The following is an 18,401-nucleotide window of genomic DNA, read 5'->3' on the forward strand; positions in this document are numbered from 1 at the left end:
GTGTTGGTGTTGGTGTTGGTGTTGGTGTTGGGTTTGGTGTTGGTGTTGGTGTTGGTGTTGGTGTTGGGTTTGGTGTTGGTGTTGGTGTTGGGTTTGGTGTTGGGTCAAAGTTGATACCTTGATTCTCTAAATTAGCTTTTACTGCTTGTAATTGATTTCCTAAATTCTGAGTTTCATTTACTAATGTTGTTTTTAATTTCTCATAAGTCTGCTGTCCTAAAATTCCATCTCCTTTCATACCATTTTTATTTTGAAATTCTGTAATATTAATTATAGACAATATATTGGTGTCAAAATAATTTATTATGGTAGTAAGTTCTTCACTTATTGTTAAATCTGGAGAAGATATTAAACCCTCAACACTAGAACTATAGTCTCTAATTGCTTGCTCAAGAGTTTTAAAACTTTGGTATGATTGTCCTAAATATCCTCTGGCAATATCTTCAGGTCTTTTATTCGGTTTGGAGGATTCTGTTGCAAGATTATTAAGTAGTTGACTCAAACTACAGTAGTTTTTTTCTAGGCTACAAGAACCATCATTTTTTATTTCAGGAATATCTCCAGCAAATTCTCGATATTTTGTTTCTAAGTTTAGATAACTTTCTTTGATATTCTTCTTCTGTTCTTCTGTTAAGCTACTTCCTGTAGGTTCAGGTTTATCAATGATAGGTTCTGGCGGAATTACAGGAGGATCACTTTTTTGATTGTATCTACACCCTGTTAATAAAGTACCTAACAATACAGCTAGGACTAATAACTTTATTGCTTTTGTTTTAAACATAAAAACCTCTAAATAATTATTTATAGAATTAATTAAGTTAGATTAAAATTGTAAACAGCCTTGTTCTAAAAGTTGCCATTGTTCATCATTATGGGATGATACTTTAGCGGGTTTAATCAACTTGAATTCTTTAGGTTGGTCATCGCGATAATTTTGCAGTTCAAAAATCATCCTAATAGTTTTGATATTAGTATTAATCTTTAAGTTCATATCGGGAACTAAGTAATAATTTCCTGAAGACATTGTAACAATCCAAAAATCGCTTTGATTAGATTTTTTAAAAACAATATTAACAGCTTTATTTAAATAAATATCTTCTAGGGTTTCTTTGGTTGGGGAAACTTTTGATATGTATTTAGTTAAATAATCGGGGTTTTCATAGTATGTTTCTATTACAGATTGAGCTTCAGGGGTAATCCCACTAATTAAATCTGGCTGTTTTTCGGAACTTATAGCATCTGAAGTTGATGGTGATGTATTAGAAACTGAGGTATAATGGGTTGAGGAAAATTTACTTATCAGGGATTGTTTTACTTCCCAGAATTTTTCGTCAAAATTAAGCTCATCAAAGGATTGTTTCACTATCTGATGAATTCTTTGGTCTAAATCATTAAAAATGTCATTTCTTAACTTAGAGAATTCACCTTTTAGATTGTCTGCTGTTTCTAAATGCTCTAATTTTTGCTCTAAAAACTTAACTTTTATATTCAGTTCATTGACTATATCTGCTCTCCATAGCTTTGCTTCTTGTTCTTTTTTATCCAGTTCAACTTCATAGTGTTTTAATTCTCTCCACTTATTTTTAGCCCAAACTTCTACACTTCTGGGAACCTTATCATTAAGAACTGAACTAACTTTGTTGATTAAATTTTGGGAGGAAGATTGAGAATATATACTCAAATCCCAACCGCAGGTTGGACATTTTTGTGTTTCTAGTTGATAAGGAGTATCACAAACAGGACATTGATTACTCATGGGTATAAACTGGCAATATGAAAGTTTTCATTTTGATATCTTTAGTATAATCTGAAACCTACAATTTTTGATAATAGGTAAGCTATTTTTGTATCTAAATTGAACTAGGACAGTGAGAACTATCAGGTTTTTCAGTTAATTTGATAATATTCAGTTTTAATGCTTCTTAGCTTATTTCCCCCATAATTATTAGGGGGAATAATTAGATATATCATTTCAAAGGACTCATGAGGTTGTACCTAACTCTCTTGCCTCTCTTGCCTCAAAAGGATAACCTTTGTACCTCACCAGCCTTAAAAAGGCTATATAGCTTAATCGGGGTTAGATTCAGACCATCTTCTGCCTAAAACAAATAGAAGTGAATTCAATCCCAGTATAAAAGGAGTTTTTGAACGAATCTCACGGGCATCACCTTTGATATCCATTAATTCATTATCTAAATGGTCTTTAACCTCCTCCCATAAATCACTATTTTTATCTTCTGTAGCTTCTCCATCGTCATTTTTAGGTTTTTGCAATTTATAGTCTGATTTAGACAGAGGTTTAACACTTTGGATATTGAGTGAATTGATGCCTGCATGGAATTCGTAGAGAAACTGTTTGAGATTATTTAATTCACTCATTTCAAAACTATTGATAGTTCCTGTTAGTTGAATTCTAGAAGCCCACCCATAGTTTTCTTGATATTCTTCTTCATCTTCGTCACTATAATCGACGGAGTAACTTTCTCCTGCAATGGGAGAACGTTCTGTGTTTTCTGTGATACCAGTAAGTTCAGTTTTACTGAGTACTAAACCACAAGCTACTTCATGTTTTGGTCTGGTGCTTAATTGAGTCTTGGCTGTGGTATCTGGCTTATCGGAATCTTTGGTAAATCCAGAAGCTTTACTAAGCATCAGACTCAGTAACTTGTTAAAGTCTGTATTACCGTTATAAGTACCAGTGGGGGAGAGCCAATGAAGGAAGCGGGAACCGTTACCACCGATATAAACTGGAGTAATCTTAGATTGACTATACTTGCCTTCTTGGTGAAGAACTTTTAAGATTAAACCCACATAGTAGTATAGTCCGGCGGTTCCGATGGCGGTTAAAGTGATTAGGCGCTGGAAGTAGTCATCATCATTTTTGTAAATACGTTGAGTTTTCAACCAATCTTGAGCAAAATGACGTAACCAAACATCGATGTTTGTCATTAGAGATGTTTCGCTCATGCTGCTCCAGTTTTTACCAATCAACTTTGTGGTAAATTCAGGATTCATGGCTAAAAATTGAGAGAAGATATTGCGACCTGCAAATAAAACGGAACATTGATAAACAATTTTTCTTTTTTCCCAAATGGAGATATCAGAAGTTCCTCCTCCCATATCGATACAAGTAGTTTTTAGGAGTGGATACTTTTCTTTGTCGTTGAAATATTGAGCTAGGGCAACACTCTCGGTACAAAAGCGCTGTTTATCATCGAGTTTAGGCGCTACATAATTAATTCCTGTTTTCGGGTTTAACTCTTCAGCTATTTCTTCCCAGTTACGATGAAAAGTGTGTTCTTGAGTATAAGAAAAGGCTGTGGGATAAGAAATACACCATTCAATACGATTCATACCTGCTTTGACAGCAGCGGCGGAAACAAGTAGAGCCAAATTGCGCAGAAAAACTTTAGAGAATTTGATATTAGACCATTTTAAATCTGGTTTAATCCATTCTTTACTGGGATTAAAGTCGCTAGGGTCAGGAACATAAACACGACCATCCAAAATTGGTAACAGTTCATGTCCATCTGTTTCCCCATTCTTAACTGTTAATACACTGGACAAGGGTAATGGTTCTCCTGTGGGGAGAAACTGTGCGGGAATAAAGCTTTCTAGTAAGGCGGGATATCTTGTAGCAATGGGGCTTTCTGTAATATTTAGTTGTAATTGTTGACTTATATCTAGAGGAATTTCATCAGAATTTTCGCTTTTGATATAAATATTGCTAAAGGATGTACCAAAATCTACTCCCACTCGCCAAGTTCCCTTGGGTTGAATTTGTGCTGGAGTTGCTAGAAGAATTAGACCAATTGGTTGACGATAGTTATCTTGACAGATAACACCGGAGGGCATGGCATCTAAACTAGAGATTTGATAGTTACCTGTTCCGTCGGGTGATTGAAAGGTTTTAGCTCTTTCTCTGGGAAAATGAACGCTAAAGGTTTTGTCCCCGTAGTCACCATCATAGTAGAATGTATAATATTCTTGCCAACCTTGAGCTCGGAAGTTAGGCCAAACTGTGAGAACTGGTAAATATTGAATACAATTTTCTTCTTCGAGGAAATATTCTTTTTGCACTCGATAGATTTGGAAGGGTTTCTTTTCATCCATGCCTGAAAGAGGCAAGTTGAGAATAATGCGGACTCCTTGACCGTTAACATTATTAAAGGGTTCTAGTTCAATTTTGCTGACTAAATCTTCTGGGGTGAAGTAGTCTAGGAAAATTGGATTAAGAGGAAGAAGAGGAGTAATTTTTTCCCCATTGAAAACCAGATTTTCTTTAATTTGTGGTAATAAAGCACCAGGAAGGGCATCTTCTAAATCCAGAAATTTTAGGTTGGGTAAGAATAAATTTTCTGTAGTTATAAAATTAACATCATCCCAAACAACTACCCCGTTGTCGTTTTTGTTTTTGTTTTCTAATTCTTCCCACTTAATTGAAATTGATGCCAGGGTGCGATCTTTGTATACCCAAATATCCTGTTTACGTTTACCCCATTGGTCGGCTATATGTTCATCAACGATAAATAGGGGTTTGACATTGGTTTTTTCTAGACTTTTAATGACTTTAACATTAGAGGATTTAGGAGGTTGTTGTATGGGGAAGTTGAGTAATTCTAAGGCCCCAATATTAATTTGATTGCCGAAGAATGCGGGGTTTTGACTGAGGCTGAGAGGCAAAACATTACTACCGCCAACTCCTAAAGCAGCGCGAAACTCATTAATTAATCCGATAATGGTGTTTACTGCTTTTCCTGTGCCACTATATTGGCTTAATCTTTGTTGAATATTTTCTAACCATCGCCAGAGTAGTTGCTTAGATTCATAGTTAATATGTTGTTCTGGACTTAGAAGCATGTTATCTTGTTCATTCCACCAACGTAAGCCATGCCATTTTCCCTCTTCCGAAGGACATACTAAAGTACTCGGACTAGTCATCCCTACGGGTTTACCATTCCAACGGAAAACATAAATATCTTCCCAGGGATTATGGGTGGGAGAGTCTTTATCGTCTCTGGTGTAGAGAATGTTAACGGGGTCTGGCATGAGTTGATAGAGGGCTCTTGCGAAGGGATCGCTCTTTCTGACTAGGTCTATGACTTCTACTTTGAGATCATCAAAGCCTTCCACTTCCGCTAGGGCGATCGCCGCTAACATCCCTCGCCACTGATTCACCATTTGCTTATGAATTGGGTGTTTAGAGTCATATAGAGCCATTTCCATAACCAGAGGGCGTGCCCACATAGTTGGCACTGAACTCACATTTTTGAGCTGTCCTGGTGCTTGATAGTCTAAACTATCGGCTACATCTAAAAACGCTTTTTTCCCCTTGTCTTCCCATACTGCTACTTGTCCTTTGTTTATGTTACTATCCTCTTTTAATCTAGATAAGACTAAATCTGACATTTTTTCTTTAACTCCTTATAAACTTGATTCTTAAACTTAATTTAATTCAGGTACTCTACAACACACATACAAAGCTTTCACTAAACCTGCTACACCTTGATTAGGTTCACTCAAGCGACTAATATCCATATCTCCCAAATTATTCTTCAAATTAACCACAGTATCTTTATTGACAACATCTTTAGCCCGAGGATCATCAAAACACAAGTTAGCTAATTTTTCTGCTTTGAGGTTATCAATATCTAAGATATGTTCTCTAGCTTTGAGTAATTCTATATTTTCGCGATCGCATTCGTGAATTGCTGATAACCACCGTAGAAAATCTCGACACCAATTATTAACAATTTTGATGGCATTTTGTTCTGTTTCGCTACTCAAATCAGGTAACTCTGGTCTCTTAACACGTCCCAGAATACCTCGCCCTTGGAAGAAGTGGTCAAACCAGCCATAACCCTCTAAATTTCCTATCCCCTCAGTTTTAGCCACTGCTAATTTACCTTGGAAATCAGCCAACCAAATAAAAGCAAAACGGGTAGCATTAACTAATTCTGCCTTTACTTCAGCACTATCAGGAAGGTCTTTCCAATGTAGAACTCCTCTTTGGTCACGACTAGTTGCTTTTATCCCTTGGTCTGGCATATCGCAGAAGAAATGACGTGCTGCCAAAGCTGCATAAAACTCAATAAAGTGAGGGCGATTTTTTTGACTATCTTTCCCGACGCTAAATTCACCCAATTGTTCAAATTGTTGATTACCAATCAAATAATTTACATCAAATTGTTTATTTTGAGTTTGATAATAGCGTAAAGCTGCTTCAGTATTGAGTAGAAACAGGTCTGATGTGGCATAAACTTTTTCTTTAGTAGCTGTTTTAGGAAAACTAAAATAAGGCAGTGCAAAAACAGCCCCAATCTTGACACTATCTCTGACACCATCTTTGATTAACTTATTAGAAATCAAACGAGCGATATTTGGTAACCCAGAAGCACCAGTTCCCCCAAAAATTGAGCCACACAAGAGTACTCTAGCACCATCTCCTTGACCAGCATCAGATTCTATTTCGTTAATAAAAGAACTCCAGGGCTCTTCTTCCATACTATCTAAGTCAATGCGTGTCATAATTCCCGAGCCTATAGCTGGTCTACCTCTAAAGCCAACTTCCAGGGATACCGCCTGCTCATCCTTAGTATAGAGTACATCAAACAAACCCGCTAATACAGGATCATTTTGTTCAATAGTTGAATAGTTGAAGAACTTTCCGAGATTTTTATCTTGATCCGCTTTAGCAAAGGGAGACCAAACCGGGTATGCCTCTATCTTAGTTGTCATCCATTTACATTCTTGATCCTGTCTTCTTAACAATTGATAACATTGTTGGTAATAACTGAGACTTGCCTGTGTTTGTTGTAAATTACCGTTAGTTTCATCAGCATCTACAAATAAAATCTTCAGTTGATTAGTGGGTAATAATCCGATTGCCGCTACTTGCAGTATAGCTTCTACACACTTAGCTCCCGTCCCACCAATACTAACTACATAAAAACTCATGGTTTCCTCTCTACTTAAATTATCTTCTACCTAGAATACCGTTAATCATGCTTGAACCTGGGACCACACCTTTTTTAAGAAGTCCTGGGGTACTTGTCACTGTAGGCAACCAGTACAATAAAATCAATGAATTAACTAAAAATAACCCCATCATAGAAAATAAAGTTTCATTAATTAGTTCACCATCTTCATTCTGATTATTAAAATATACACTTAAACTAACTGCTACTACTAATAGTCCTAAAAGTATGTACCATAATAATCGCCAGGGTCCGCGACGATTGTCGTTTTGATTGACAAGTGTTATTATGTACCATAATACGGTGCAGCCAAGAGAAACAGCAAAAACAATAAAAGCAGCTCGATTATATTTAACTAACCAGTCAGTGAAGGGGATACTTTTGATAACGCCAAACACTTGGCTATCGTATAACCAAGGTTGCAATAACATCATGACTAGATAACCAATGATACCGAAAACAATAATTCTGATTAATTCTCCAATTTTCATGTTACCTATCTGTATACCTCCGTATGTAAAAATTTTAACTGTTAGTAGCTGAAACAAATACTTAAAACATATTTAAGATTCAGCAGAAGAGAAGCTTTAAATTTCTTATCGGTAGTTTGACGGAGAATTATGCAAATTTTGAGAATTAGTCCACAGATTAATAATTTATAGGGACAAAGGCGCTATAGGTTCAATGTCGGGATTTGTTCCCCCTACTTGACTGGTACGCAAAATAAGTAATGTAGCACCTTGGCGAATTAAAGATTGCATCAAACAATCGCTGGCCACACGAGGTAACATAGTTCGCCAGCTTGCCAATCCCATCAATAATTGTTTTAGGGGATCATCTTCGAGACTACTACCCAAAATCCCTTGATGTTCTTTCCAATCGGCTCGTGCAGTGCCGAAGGGTAATAAATCTCGTTTTAGCGCTCGTTTCAACTGATTTAGGGAAATTAGCTCGGTTGGTATCTGGGACTGTTTCTGTTTCACATCGGCCAATTTTTGCAGGGCGGCGTATAATGCTTGATTAGAATCTTGAGCGCAGTTATTGGCGGGACCAACGTAGGTAGTACCAGTGCCATCACCAATTCTATAGCGTGCCATCATAATTTGCAGTTGGTGAATTAACTCATCTAAGAAAGATTGTTTGATGCCATCAATTTCATAATCATTGGTTAAGGCATTTAACTTGATGGCAAGATCACGCACAGGACGGAGATTGAGCCAACCATACTGGCGATCTCCCATGTAATGAGACCAGTGATGACGACAGGAAATTAAGCCATCGCCGTTGTGGGTATAAACTTGAAAATATTGAATTTCTAAGCGCAATTCATCAGTTAAGGGTTCATGTACCACCTCAGCCAAACCATAGGCAAAATGTCCAAAGTAAACGGGTCCTTGAGCTGCGGGTTCTCGCATTTTGCCACCAACTCCCCCATAAACATGATTAAGGAGTAAGTAATCACCTTGTTGAAACTCTTTCCCATTGGTTGCTTTTTTTTGCACCATCACAGAACTAATTCTGCCTTTTACCCCTTCTACGAGCCATGATTCTTTTTTAAGATAGTTAATCGCGGGTTTGCTGCCCACAATGCGGCGATCTGGTTCCAAGCTTAACAAAGAACGAGGGGCGATCGCCCGAACCACAAATTGACCTGTATGATTTTTTGCCCCATAGATATACCAACCATCAACATTACAGGGAGATTTTTCCAAATCTTGACAACTAGAAGGAGGTAAGCCGTTTTTATTAGGAAGCACTTGGGGTAGCCACACCTGATCTTCTTGACCATCAAATTGACGGGTAGCCCGATTAAAATGTCGCACTCCATAGAGAATTCCCTCGGCAGTTTGATTAACAGGTGCAACGAACTGAACTGCCGCATAAAAGCGACCTGTAATTTGAGCAGGATCTTCACCAATTAGTAACCGATAACTATTTTCACTCTTTACTGAGGGAGAAGCTTGAACAACAACTGAGCCATTGAGCATCACAACCATATCATCAGTTGGTCTCGCCCCGGCCAAAGATTCTAGTGGATCCACTAAACGCCATTTATTTAAGCGTTCTGGCATAATTTTTCCCTGTCGCACACTGTATTCTGCCTCGACACTAAAATGAACATCACGAGTTACAGTTTGCACATATTCTGCCACTTTCGGGTCATTCTTCCAGGCTAATTCCACTACCTGTCCCACCAGAAAACCATAATCATCGGCTGCATGATAAACTTCAAACAAGACCCCATTTATGCTTTGACGTTGGGCGGGAGTAGGCAAAATTAACCGTCCCATCCAAGGCGCGATGGGGCGATAAAGCTCTAAATCAAGAGACTGATGTATGGGATAATCTTGGGGCTGATTAAAAGCTCCCTGTTGAAAAAGGGAATAACTGCTGGGTTTAATCTGTCTAATAGGACGTTCAACGGGTAATGTTCCTCGCAAAATGCCAACTACCCAATCGAGGGTTTGCTGTAAGTGAGTACGACCGTCAGGGAGGGTTTGACGTGGATCGAAGACACCACCTGGGGTTTGATGTCCCACGGGCCCCAAGGAAATCAAGGTAACTGCGCCCCTTTGTTTGGCGCGATTCCAATAAGATAAAAACATCAACTTCCAGCGTTTAGGAAACAGAATCGGCCCGAATCGTTCCACGGGATCTTTATCTCCGACTAAATGATAAATATGTTCTAGACGTAAGATATTGTTTTGACCACAAAAAACACCAGCCATGGAGATAATCTCGATTGGTGCATCTAAAACCTGCTTTAACAGGGGTGCAGAGGCCATGGAGATTTGGCCTCCCCCACTAAAGCCTAACAAGGTAATGGGAATTCCACTTCCCGGTTGGTAGCCATAGGCGAGCAAACTATCATAAATTAGTTGTGCCATCCCTTGGTTATAAATTGGGCCATATCGTCTATCGGCAGAGACAGCAACAATTAACACATTACGCAGATTGATTAATATGCCTAAAATCCCTATGGAACGATTAATACGCAACCAGTTGACTAATCTCCAGAACCAAGATAAACGGCGATCGCGTGAGGTGAGGGAACGATTTAACACTGAGTAGGGCATGATTCCCTGAATTATTACCATATCAGGCAGGGATGCCGTTAATTTTCTCAAAAACTCTTCTGCTTCTGGGGAATAGGTGTATTCAGATTGCCCAATGCCATCTAGATAGACGATGTAGCGACTGACTTTTCCAGCATCTCTAATCTCACCCTCAGGAGTTTTGGGGACATCGCGGATTTTAACTGGGTCCCCATACCAACCTGCCCACCAGCCTAGGGCTTCTAGGGGACTCAAAAGAGCGGCAATCACCAAGGCAATCAAGCCAATAGTGAGTAAATCAACAATCACTCTTGTGGTTTTACTCAAGGTTGCTATCAAATAGTTTCTCAAGAAAGGTAAGTAAGATAAAAGCAGTATTAACAAAAGACCGAATAAAGCCCATTTAATCAGCTGTTGGTAACGAGCCCGTTGATTCATCCAGAAGTCCCTCTATCATCATTACTATCATCCTCTGCTTGAGTTGTTATTTCAAGGTCTAATTCTGATTTAATCGCTTGTTCTAAGCCTTGAATATTGGCTACCAGTGGTTTGCCTGCTACGGAGTTAGACAACCATCTGCTCAAGGCTGTGGCGGGACGACCAATGGTTCTTTGCATAATTTGAAAGATAACCCAACCCAAGAGGCCACACCACAAGGCTTGCCATCGCCCTAATCCTGTGACCAAATCAAAACCGCAGACAAAAGAAAGCAAACTCCAGATTGATAACACTATGCCCACTAAAACCCCTAGATAGGGCATTGCCATTAAAAAGCTCCACAAGAAGGGAGCATAGGCTAATCCTAACACTCGAAAAACAGTCACAAAAGCAGTATTTGTACCGTACAGTACATGGCTGACGAGCCAAACACTCCAAACCCAAAAGGCTGTACTAATCACGAATAAGATAGCAGCCAATCCCAAACTCAGGAGAAACCGAATCTGCGAAACCTGATTAACAAATAGCACCAAGGCTTGGGCGATCGCCTGAGATAACCCTGCTAGTAGCAATACATAAACCGCTATCTCTGTCCCATTAGGTAATTTCTCTATTTGCTCAAAGGCTTGTGAATTGAGCGTCATTGCTCCCTGTACTAATTTCCAAAATCGCTCTATATCCGTTGTCATAACATTGTTTGTCTTTTCATTAGGCTTTTCCCTACTTATGGTGCTCTGTATAACTTATTGGTTATACTTAGCTCAAAGCATCTAATTTTTTAACTTTAGATACAGCTTACTAATCTTTATCAACACCAAAACAGAATCTTCCAATTACCCCGGGGTTATTTTCTTCTCCCAGTGAATCCAAGCTTAGTTGTTTTAGTTTATTCATAAACAAGAAAATATTTTGAGTTTTCGACCCATCTTCTGTATCGAAAGCGTTTTGAGAATCCCAATCTTGCCACCAATCAGGACTCTTGATATCATCTACAATCAAATCAACCTCAAACAGATAAACTTGTGAGTTAGACAAACTATTTAAATCAATTACTGTATCGAAGTTCAAATCTCGATTTTTATCCCCAGTTATCTTTAAACTGTTTCTATCTACAGTTAGTCCATTTTGGAGATTGAGATTAGAACTTTCTACAAAGACGGTTTCTATTTCTGGCTCTATAGTATTACCTTCCTCTTCTGATACTTCACCTTCTGCTTGAGCTGGAGATGCTGGGGATGTTGAAGTTACCGTTTTTTCTCCGAAAGTAAACACCCTAGTTTTTGTGATCAACTGTAAATCTTGATTATCTTGTATCAAAGAATAGTTGTCTGTAGATTCTTCTCCAACTGATAGGGGAAAGGGAAGTTGATAAGAAATTGTGATTGGGTTGTCTTCTTGATGAAGAATTCCCAAGAATTCGTAGGGATATTCGTTATTTTCTCTTTCGACGACAACATTATCATCATCTAAAACATAAAATCGTTCAATTTGATTATTATCCGGCAGTTTAGTCTTACTTTCTCTCTCTTCTAATGTTCCCAAATGAACCGCACTCAGTAAAATATTATTAGTAGGAAAAATAACCATTTTACTATTGTTTTCTAAGTTGGAATTATTATCCCTCAAATCATCAAAAGCCTGTTGAATATGCTCATACTTACCAATAAATAACACATAAAAGGGACGATAATCTTGAGAGCTTTTGTCTTTAGTATTATAGTAAAATTTAGATTGTCCTGTATTAGGATCATAAACATTACCATCAAATTGGCTTTTTACTGCCCACACTCCCACTGTATAACCTTGGTTACGATTTTCTGGAGTAAAATAGTATTGTCTTAATCTTTCTGAGATTAAAGCTCCATCATCACCTTCTAAATCAGTAATAATAATTGTTAGTTGAGGTTCTGTTTCTGCTGGTGGTTGAATAGCTTCTTGAATAGGACTAGATACCCGAGAATAATCAGGATCACTGCCATCATAGAAGCCTACAGAAATAGCATCTCGGCGAAAATCATCCCGTGTAAGGGTTTGACTATCTCCTATACGTTGATACTCTGTAGAACCTTCTCTCAATAAGACGTTAGCAATAGCTTGAATAGTTTGAATATAATTACTATTAGGAACTTCCACATAACCAATCATAGAGCCACTACCGTCAACGTTGATGGAAATTTGAGGGGATTCTGATTGACTATTCTCTATATTACCTAGTTTGGGTAAATTGCAGGATACTGTTTCCATCGGTCTTTTATTACTACAAGCAGTAGATACTATCATCAAAAATAAGATTGATAATAACCCCTTGGTTAGTTTTGATTGGCAAAAATTTAACATAAAGATACTCCTTTGGGTGATAAGTAAATTAATTATTGTTATCTAGATAATTGAATAATTGTTGGGTATCTGCGAGGAGGCGTTCTCCCCACAAACTCTCATTTTCTAAAAAGGTTAAATCCCCTAAACTTTCATTATTTTCAATCAATTGTCTCGCCCTATTTACTGCCTGTGGGTCATTTCCTCGTTTAAAGAGAATAACCGCAATAGCTAATTCAGCTTCTGGTAAGTCTGGAACAATTGTTAAGGCTTCTTCAAATTTTCGTAAAGCGCTACTTTCGGCACCTTGTTCGTATTCAATTAGACCAATTTGGGAGATCGCCAAACCGTCAAATTCTGGAATCAATTTTTCTTCTTTGGCGAGAAAGCTATTATAGGCGGCGATGGCTTCATTGTATTTTTTTTGTCTATGATTAGCAAAACCTAAACAAAAGTAACCTTCAGCGATTTGGTCATTGAGATTGATAGCTTGATTACAGTCAGCGACGCCGCGATCGCGATAATCTAAATAAGTCTGTACAATTCCCCGAAAAGCATAGAGATAGGAAGGATGTATATCTTCCGCTAAAAAAGCTGAAGGAGAATTTTCGGCTATTTGTATCCCCTTATTAAAATCAGCAATTGCCCCTTGATATTGTTCTTGACCTAAACTAACTATACCTCTATAAACATAACCATCAGCATTATTAGGGGCATACTCAATGACGCGATTAAAATCTTTTACGGCTTCATTGCTATTCTCGTAAACTTGAAGCATAATTTGTCCTCTACCCAAATAGGCTAAGGCAAAATCATCTTTAATATCGATAGCCTGATTAAAGTTGCCTAAAGCTAAATCATAGTCTCCTTCTATTAATAAAACTGTGCCCCTTCCCCAATAGGCAAAATAATTATCAGGATTTAACTGAATAGCTTTAGTAAAATCCGACTTAGATCCTCTAATATCTCCTAAACGCCCACGCGTAAACCCTCTCCAAGAATAAGTCAAAAAATTAGGCTTAATTCTAATCGCCTGAGTCAAAGTAGCTTCGGCTTCAGAAAAACGTTGCATATCTGAGAGAATTGTTCCTTTTAAAACGTATAAGGCAAAATCCTGACCATCAAAATCATAGTCAATAGCTTGGTTAATTGAGTTTAAGGCTTCTTCATACTTTCCCAGGGTTTGATATATCTCTGCTTGCTTACGCCAGGCTGCGGGAAAATTATTTTCAATCTCTAAGGCTTTCTCAAAAGCTATCAAAGCCGCCTCATAATCTTCTAAACTCTCCGCTGAATTCATGATCGCTAATCCCTTAGCATAGTAAGCTTGATAAAGATTACCATTACGTTCAATGGCTTGGTCAAAAGCTTCTAATGCTTCTTTATTTTTAAAAACTCGCCAAAGTTGATTCCCGTAATTTAACCATTCTGTATCACTAGCATATTTTGATGGTTCTTCTAAATTAGTAGTTGCTTCTATTAAAGAATCCGTTTCTATGGGAGTCAGGGGAGAGGGAGTAGAAGTTTCCATTCTTAACCAGTCATATTCAATTTCTGTTTGTCCAATCAAGCGTACAAATGTACTAACAGGAATCCCCAAACTTAAGCCGATATAAATTTCCTCGTATTCTCCCTGTCTATTTTCAGCATAATCTGATTCAGCACCAGTATTAATACCAATTACCCTACCGCTTTTATCAAAAATCGGACCACCACTCATACCTGGTTTTGATTCATTAGTATAAATTAGTTCATTTCCTAGAGAAAAAGAACTGGCATTTTTAGCTAGACCAATAGTTCCCACTTCTTTGTTAGTAGAGAAACCTATAGTTAATACTCTCTCTAATTCTGGATTTTTGCTAACTGGATAACCGGAGACAAAGAGTAGGAGAATATCTTCGATACCTATTTTATAGTCAGCTAATGAAGCTATGGGATAAGCTTTGCTGCTATTAAATTTAACTATTGCTAAATCGATACTATCAAAAGCATAGAAAGACTTTTCTAACTCTACATCATCATATTCATCCACATTGTTGAGGATGATTGATTTGAGCAGAAGTTTCCCATCGTTTGTTTCAACTACGTGACCTGCGGTTAAAACATAGTAAGTGTTTTGATTTTTAGCAATAACTACCCCAGATCCGTGACTACCATCTATGGCATTGATTTTCACCGTGACTCTATCTGCCACATCATTTACTTCATCTACTATGGTTCTCTGTTTTGGAACATCATTACTTTCTGTATCTGGAGGATTGAGATCATGGTTAACTTGATCTGGTGGAGTTGGTGGATCTGGATTAGGTTTATAACAGGCCACAAGAGATAAAGAAACTAGAGGCACTATTATACTGAGTTTAATCAATTGATTTTTTCTCATTTTACTAAAAGTATTGTAGTTTTTTTGTACAAATAAAGTATATTTAATTGTTTGTATACCAACTGATATTTTTGATTTATAGCCTTTCAAAGGACTCATGAGGTACATAAAACACCTGCCTCTGCCTCGGAGCCTCAAAGTGATCACCTCTGTACCTCACCAGTATAAGAATTGCTATATATATAACTTTATCCCCGATTTTACGGAGAATTATGCCATTGTCATACAAAATTTACGAAGAAATTTAGGCTAATTTTCTAAACATTCCTTGAGTTGTGAGCTAAATTTAGTTAAACATCGTTGGTAGAATCGAGCTAGAGTTTGTAGAGGAGTATCCCATTCTTGAGATATATCTTGCCAAGATTCTCTATCTAGACGCTTCAAGGCGATTGCCCTAAAATTTGCTTGAGGTTTATTTCTAATATGGGCCTTTTGAAATATCCCCTGTTTATCTTCTTCTAAAAATTGTCTCAGTTGTGTATATTCAGATTCATGATCCATTGTCGATGAAGGTATTGTATCTAGGAGAGTAGTCTTATCTTGATGTTCATCATTACCACTGTTAATTGGTGTATCTAGAGAAATAGTTTGTTGTTGTTGAAGATATTTAGCTTTTGCCTCTTTAAATTTTTTATCTAAAACAAAGTTAATTAATGTAATTACTTTTCCTTTTTGGGGATCATAATTATGTATATTTCTACATATATATATATAAGTTTCTTGTAATGATTCTTGATAAACATAAGGTGGAAAATTATACCTATCAGCCAAAAATAGTTTATTAGATTGCTGAATAACTTGAATCAGTTGCTGTAAAGCTACGCGGCGGTTTCTTTGCCTAGTAAAGGTTTCAACAGTTAGATCATCCTTTGATAGAGGTGGTGGAACAGCTAGGGCTAGTTGTTCTAAAAGCTTATCTATTTTATTCATAGTACTGGAATAGGGAATATATGTAAGCAATTAGCTATTTTTTAGTATAGCGTTTTAAATTACAATTTTTGACAATAATTGTAAACATTTCAAGATAACAGTTTTTCGTTTAAAATAGCGATCGCCCTGATTTAATCATTCAAAAAATGATTGTTTATTTAGCATCTTATCCTCGTTCAGGAAATTCTCGCATACAACTACTGATTTCTAAACGCTTAAGGAAACTAGTATCATCAGTATATAATATTGGTGATTATCCTGAAGCTCACATAAAAAAGTGGGAGATTGTTACTCAAGAGACTCCGCCATCTAGAGAAAAAGTTAATATTAAGTGGCGATCGCTGTCTTCCCCATCTTATCTAGAATAAATCAATTGCCCAAAAACACAGTTAGAGTTAATTTATGCTACTCATAGTGCAATGATGCACAAATTAGGTTATGAACAACCTAATTATTCAATAGCCAGATTTTAATTAGACTTTCTTTGATACTGCGTATTCTTGGAGTTGTGCTAAAGATATATGTTTAAGTACTGATTCGTGGGTAGCGTTAAGCATAATTGGTGGCGCTACTCCAGCTTCTAAGGCTTCTTGCCAACGACTAAGGCATAAACACCAGCAATCTCCTGGTTTAAGTCCAGGAAAATTATATCCCGGCATCGGAGTAGATAAGTCATTGCCTCTGTTTTTGGTAAATTCTAAGAATTCTTCTGTAACCTGAGCACATACTGTATGTGTTCCAAAATCATCAGGTCCGGTTTCACACTTTCCATTGCGATAAAATCCCGTTAAAGGAGATGTGCAGCAGATTTCTAAGGGTTGTCCCAAAACATTTTTAGCTTCTGTCATAATTACCTATTACTATTAATTTACCTAGTTCTTGAGAAAATTTTAACATCTTAACCATTGGTGAGGCGAAACGACAAAAATACTAGACATTTTTGTATAGTTAATATTAATTTCCTGAGAATGCTTAAACAAGTTATGATTTCTATGTTTAAACCAAAAAAGTAAAAAAATGACCAAAAAATATCTGATTACACTACTCCCTGGAGATGGAATTGGACCAGAAATTATGGCTGTGACTGTAGAAGTGCTTAAAGTTGTGGCCAAAAAATTTAACTTAGAATTTACTTTTCAAGAAGCCCCGATTGGTGGAGTAGCCATTGACACTACAGGTTCTCCTCTTCCTGAAGAAACTTTAACTATGTGTCGTCAAAGCGATGCTGTGCTTTTAGCAGCGATTGGGGGTTACAAATGGGATAATCTGCCGCGCCAGCAACGTCCTGAAACTGGTTTACTTGGACTTAGAGAGGGTTTAGGTTTATTTGCTAATTTACGTCCTGCAACTATATTTCCCGAGTTAATTGATGCTTCTACCCTTAAACCTGAAGTGATTGAAGGGGTTGATATTATGGTGGTGAGAGAATTAACTGGTGGTATCTATTTTGGTCAACCGAAGGGGATTTTCACCTCCGAAGACAAGCAGCAGCGAGGAGTTAATACGATGGTTTATCATCAGTCAGAAATAGATCGCATTGCTAAAGTAGCCTTTGAAATTGCTAGTAAGAGAAGTAAAAAGTTGTGTTCTGTAGACAAAGCAAATGTATTAGATGTTTCTCAACTGTGGCGCGATCGCCTAAATACTATTAAAAATGACTATCCCGAGATAGAGTTATCACATCTCTATGTAGATAATGCGGCTATGCAGTTAATACGCAATCCCCGCCAATTTGATACTATTGTTACAGGTAATCTGTTTGGGGATATTCTCTCGGATGAAGCTGCCATGCTTACAGGGAGCATAGGTATGTTACCTTCTGCTAGTTTAGGCGCTGATGGTCCCGGTGTTTTTGAACCTGTACACGGTTCTGCGCCAGATATCGCTGGACAAGATTTAGCTAATCCCCTAGCCCAAGTACTTAGTACTGCTATGATGTTACGCTATGGATTAAATGAAGATGAAGCAGCCACAACCATAGAAAAAGCAGTTTCTCAAATTCTCGCCCAAGGAATCCGAACTGGGGATATCATGTCTCAAGGAATGCAGCAAGTTGGATGTAAGGGTATGGGAGAAGCGTTACTCAAAGTTCTCACTACAGATTAACTTCTATGATTATTTCTCACCTTTGAAGGCGCAGTCTGGCTTTCTGGAGATCTCCTTGGAGATCGCATTTATATAGGTTTGTAGTAGGGCTTTAGCCCGATAAACTTGAGACTTTTGGGACTAAAGTCCAACTACGAACCTTTTGATACTTTTGGGACTAAAGTCCAACTACGAACCTTTTGAGACTTTTGGGAC

Annotated in this window: 13 protein-coding genes; 2 read left to right on the forward strand and 11 right to left on the reverse strand. The window is 37.5% G+C overall.

Translation table 11 applies throughout. The features are described from left to right. The 10 genes from MW688_RS10355 to MW688_RS10400 all read right to left on the reverse strand — a co-directional run. Positions 1-781, reverse strand: a 781-nt coding sequence (locus tag MW688_RS10355; RefSeq protein WP_486735898.1) for a peptidoglycan-binding domain-containing protein, incomplete at its 3' end; no start/stop codon positions are given. A 42-nt stretch (positions 782-823) separates the two neighbouring features. Then, entirely contained in the window at positions 824-1,756 is a 933-nt protein-coding gene (locus MW688_RS10360) for a hypothetical protein (RefSeq protein ID WP_486735899.1), read from the reverse strand. A gap of 311 nt (positions 1,757-2,067) precedes the next feature. Beyond that, complete coding sequence (locus MW688_RS10365; protein WP_486735900.1) at positions 2,068-5,409, reverse strand: hypothetical protein; 3,342 nt, start codon at positions 5,407-5,409, stop codon at positions 2,068-2,070. A gap of 36 nt (positions 5,410-5,445) precedes the next feature. Beyond that, positions 5,446-6,957 carry a tubulin-like doman-containing protein gene (locus tag MW688_RS10370; RefSeq protein ID WP_486735901.1) on the reverse strand — a complete coding sequence of 504 codons (1,512 nt, stop codon included), beginning with the start codon at positions 6,955-6,957 and terminating at the stop codon, positions 5,446-5,448. A 19-nt stretch (positions 6,958-6,976) separates the two neighbouring features. Next, on the reverse strand, positions 6,977-7,468 hold the full coding sequence (locus MW688_RS10375) for a hypothetical protein (protein ID WP_486735902.1): 492 nt from the start codon (positions 7,466-7,468) through the stop codon (positions 6,977-6,979). 165 nt (positions 7,469-7,633) lie between these two features. Then, positions 7,634-10,471: a CAAX protease gene (locus MW688_RS10380; RefSeq protein WP_486735903.1), complete on the reverse strand. Its 2,838-nt coding sequence runs from the start codon at positions 10,469-10,471 to the stop codon at positions 7,634-7,636. Continuing rightward, on the reverse strand, positions 10,468-11,160 hold the full coding sequence (locus MW688_RS10385) for a YIP1 family protein (RefSeq protein ID WP_486735904.1): 693 nt from the start codon (positions 11,158-11,160) through the stop codon (positions 10,468-10,470). Before MW688_RS10385 ends, MW688_RS10380 begins: the two co-directional genes overlap by 4 nt. Before the next feature lie 109 nt (positions 11,161-11,269). Continuing rightward, positions 11,270-12,715, reverse strand: coding sequence for a hypothetical protein (locus MW688_RS10390; RefSeq protein WP_486735905.1), 1,446 nt, complete (start codon positions 12,713-12,715; stop codon positions 11,270-11,272). A 121-nt stretch (positions 12,716-12,836) separates the two neighbouring features. Then, on the reverse strand, positions 12,837-15,269 hold the full coding sequence (locus tag MW688_RS10395) for a tetratricopeptide repeat protein (RefSeq protein ID WP_486735906.1): 2,433 nt from the start codon (positions 15,267-15,269) through the stop codon (positions 12,837-12,839). Between the two features lie 150 nt (positions 15,270-15,419). Further along, positions 15,420-16,100, reverse strand: coding sequence for a hypothetical protein (locus MW688_RS10400; RefSeq protein ID WP_486735907.1), 681 nt, complete (start codon positions 16,098-16,100; stop codon positions 15,420-15,422). Positions 16,101-16,246: 146 nt separating this feature from the next. Between MW688_RS10400 and MW688_RS10405 the strand changes: the two genes are divergently transcribed. Further along, positions 16,247-16,468: a hypothetical protein gene (locus MW688_RS10405; RefSeq protein WP_486735908.1), complete on the forward strand. Its 222-nt coding sequence runs from the start codon at positions 16,247-16,249 to the stop codon at positions 16,466-16,468. Positions 16,469-16,573: 105 nt separating this feature from the next. On the opposite strand, the gene MW688_RS10410 is transcribed toward MW688_RS10405, so the two are convergent. Next, the gene (locus tag MW688_RS10410) at positions 16,574-16,948 is read right to left on the reverse strand and encodes a DUF2237 family protein (RefSeq protein ID WP_486735909.1); all 375 of its coding nucleotides are present in this window, start codon (positions 16,946-16,948) and stop codon (positions 16,574-16,576) included. 169 nt (positions 16,949-17,117) lie between these two features. Here MW688_RS10410 and leuB point away from each other — a divergent pair, with 169 nt between their 5' ends. Next, positions 17,118-18,206 (forward strand): 3-isopropylmalate dehydrogenase, encoded by a 1,089-nt coding sequence (leuB, locus tag MW688_RS10415; protein WP_486735910.1) that lies wholly within the window; start codon positions 17,118-17,120, stop codon positions 18,204-18,206. Positions 18,207-18,401 lie beyond the last annotated feature (195 nt).

The organism is Johannesbaptistia floridana (assembly GCF_057440575.1).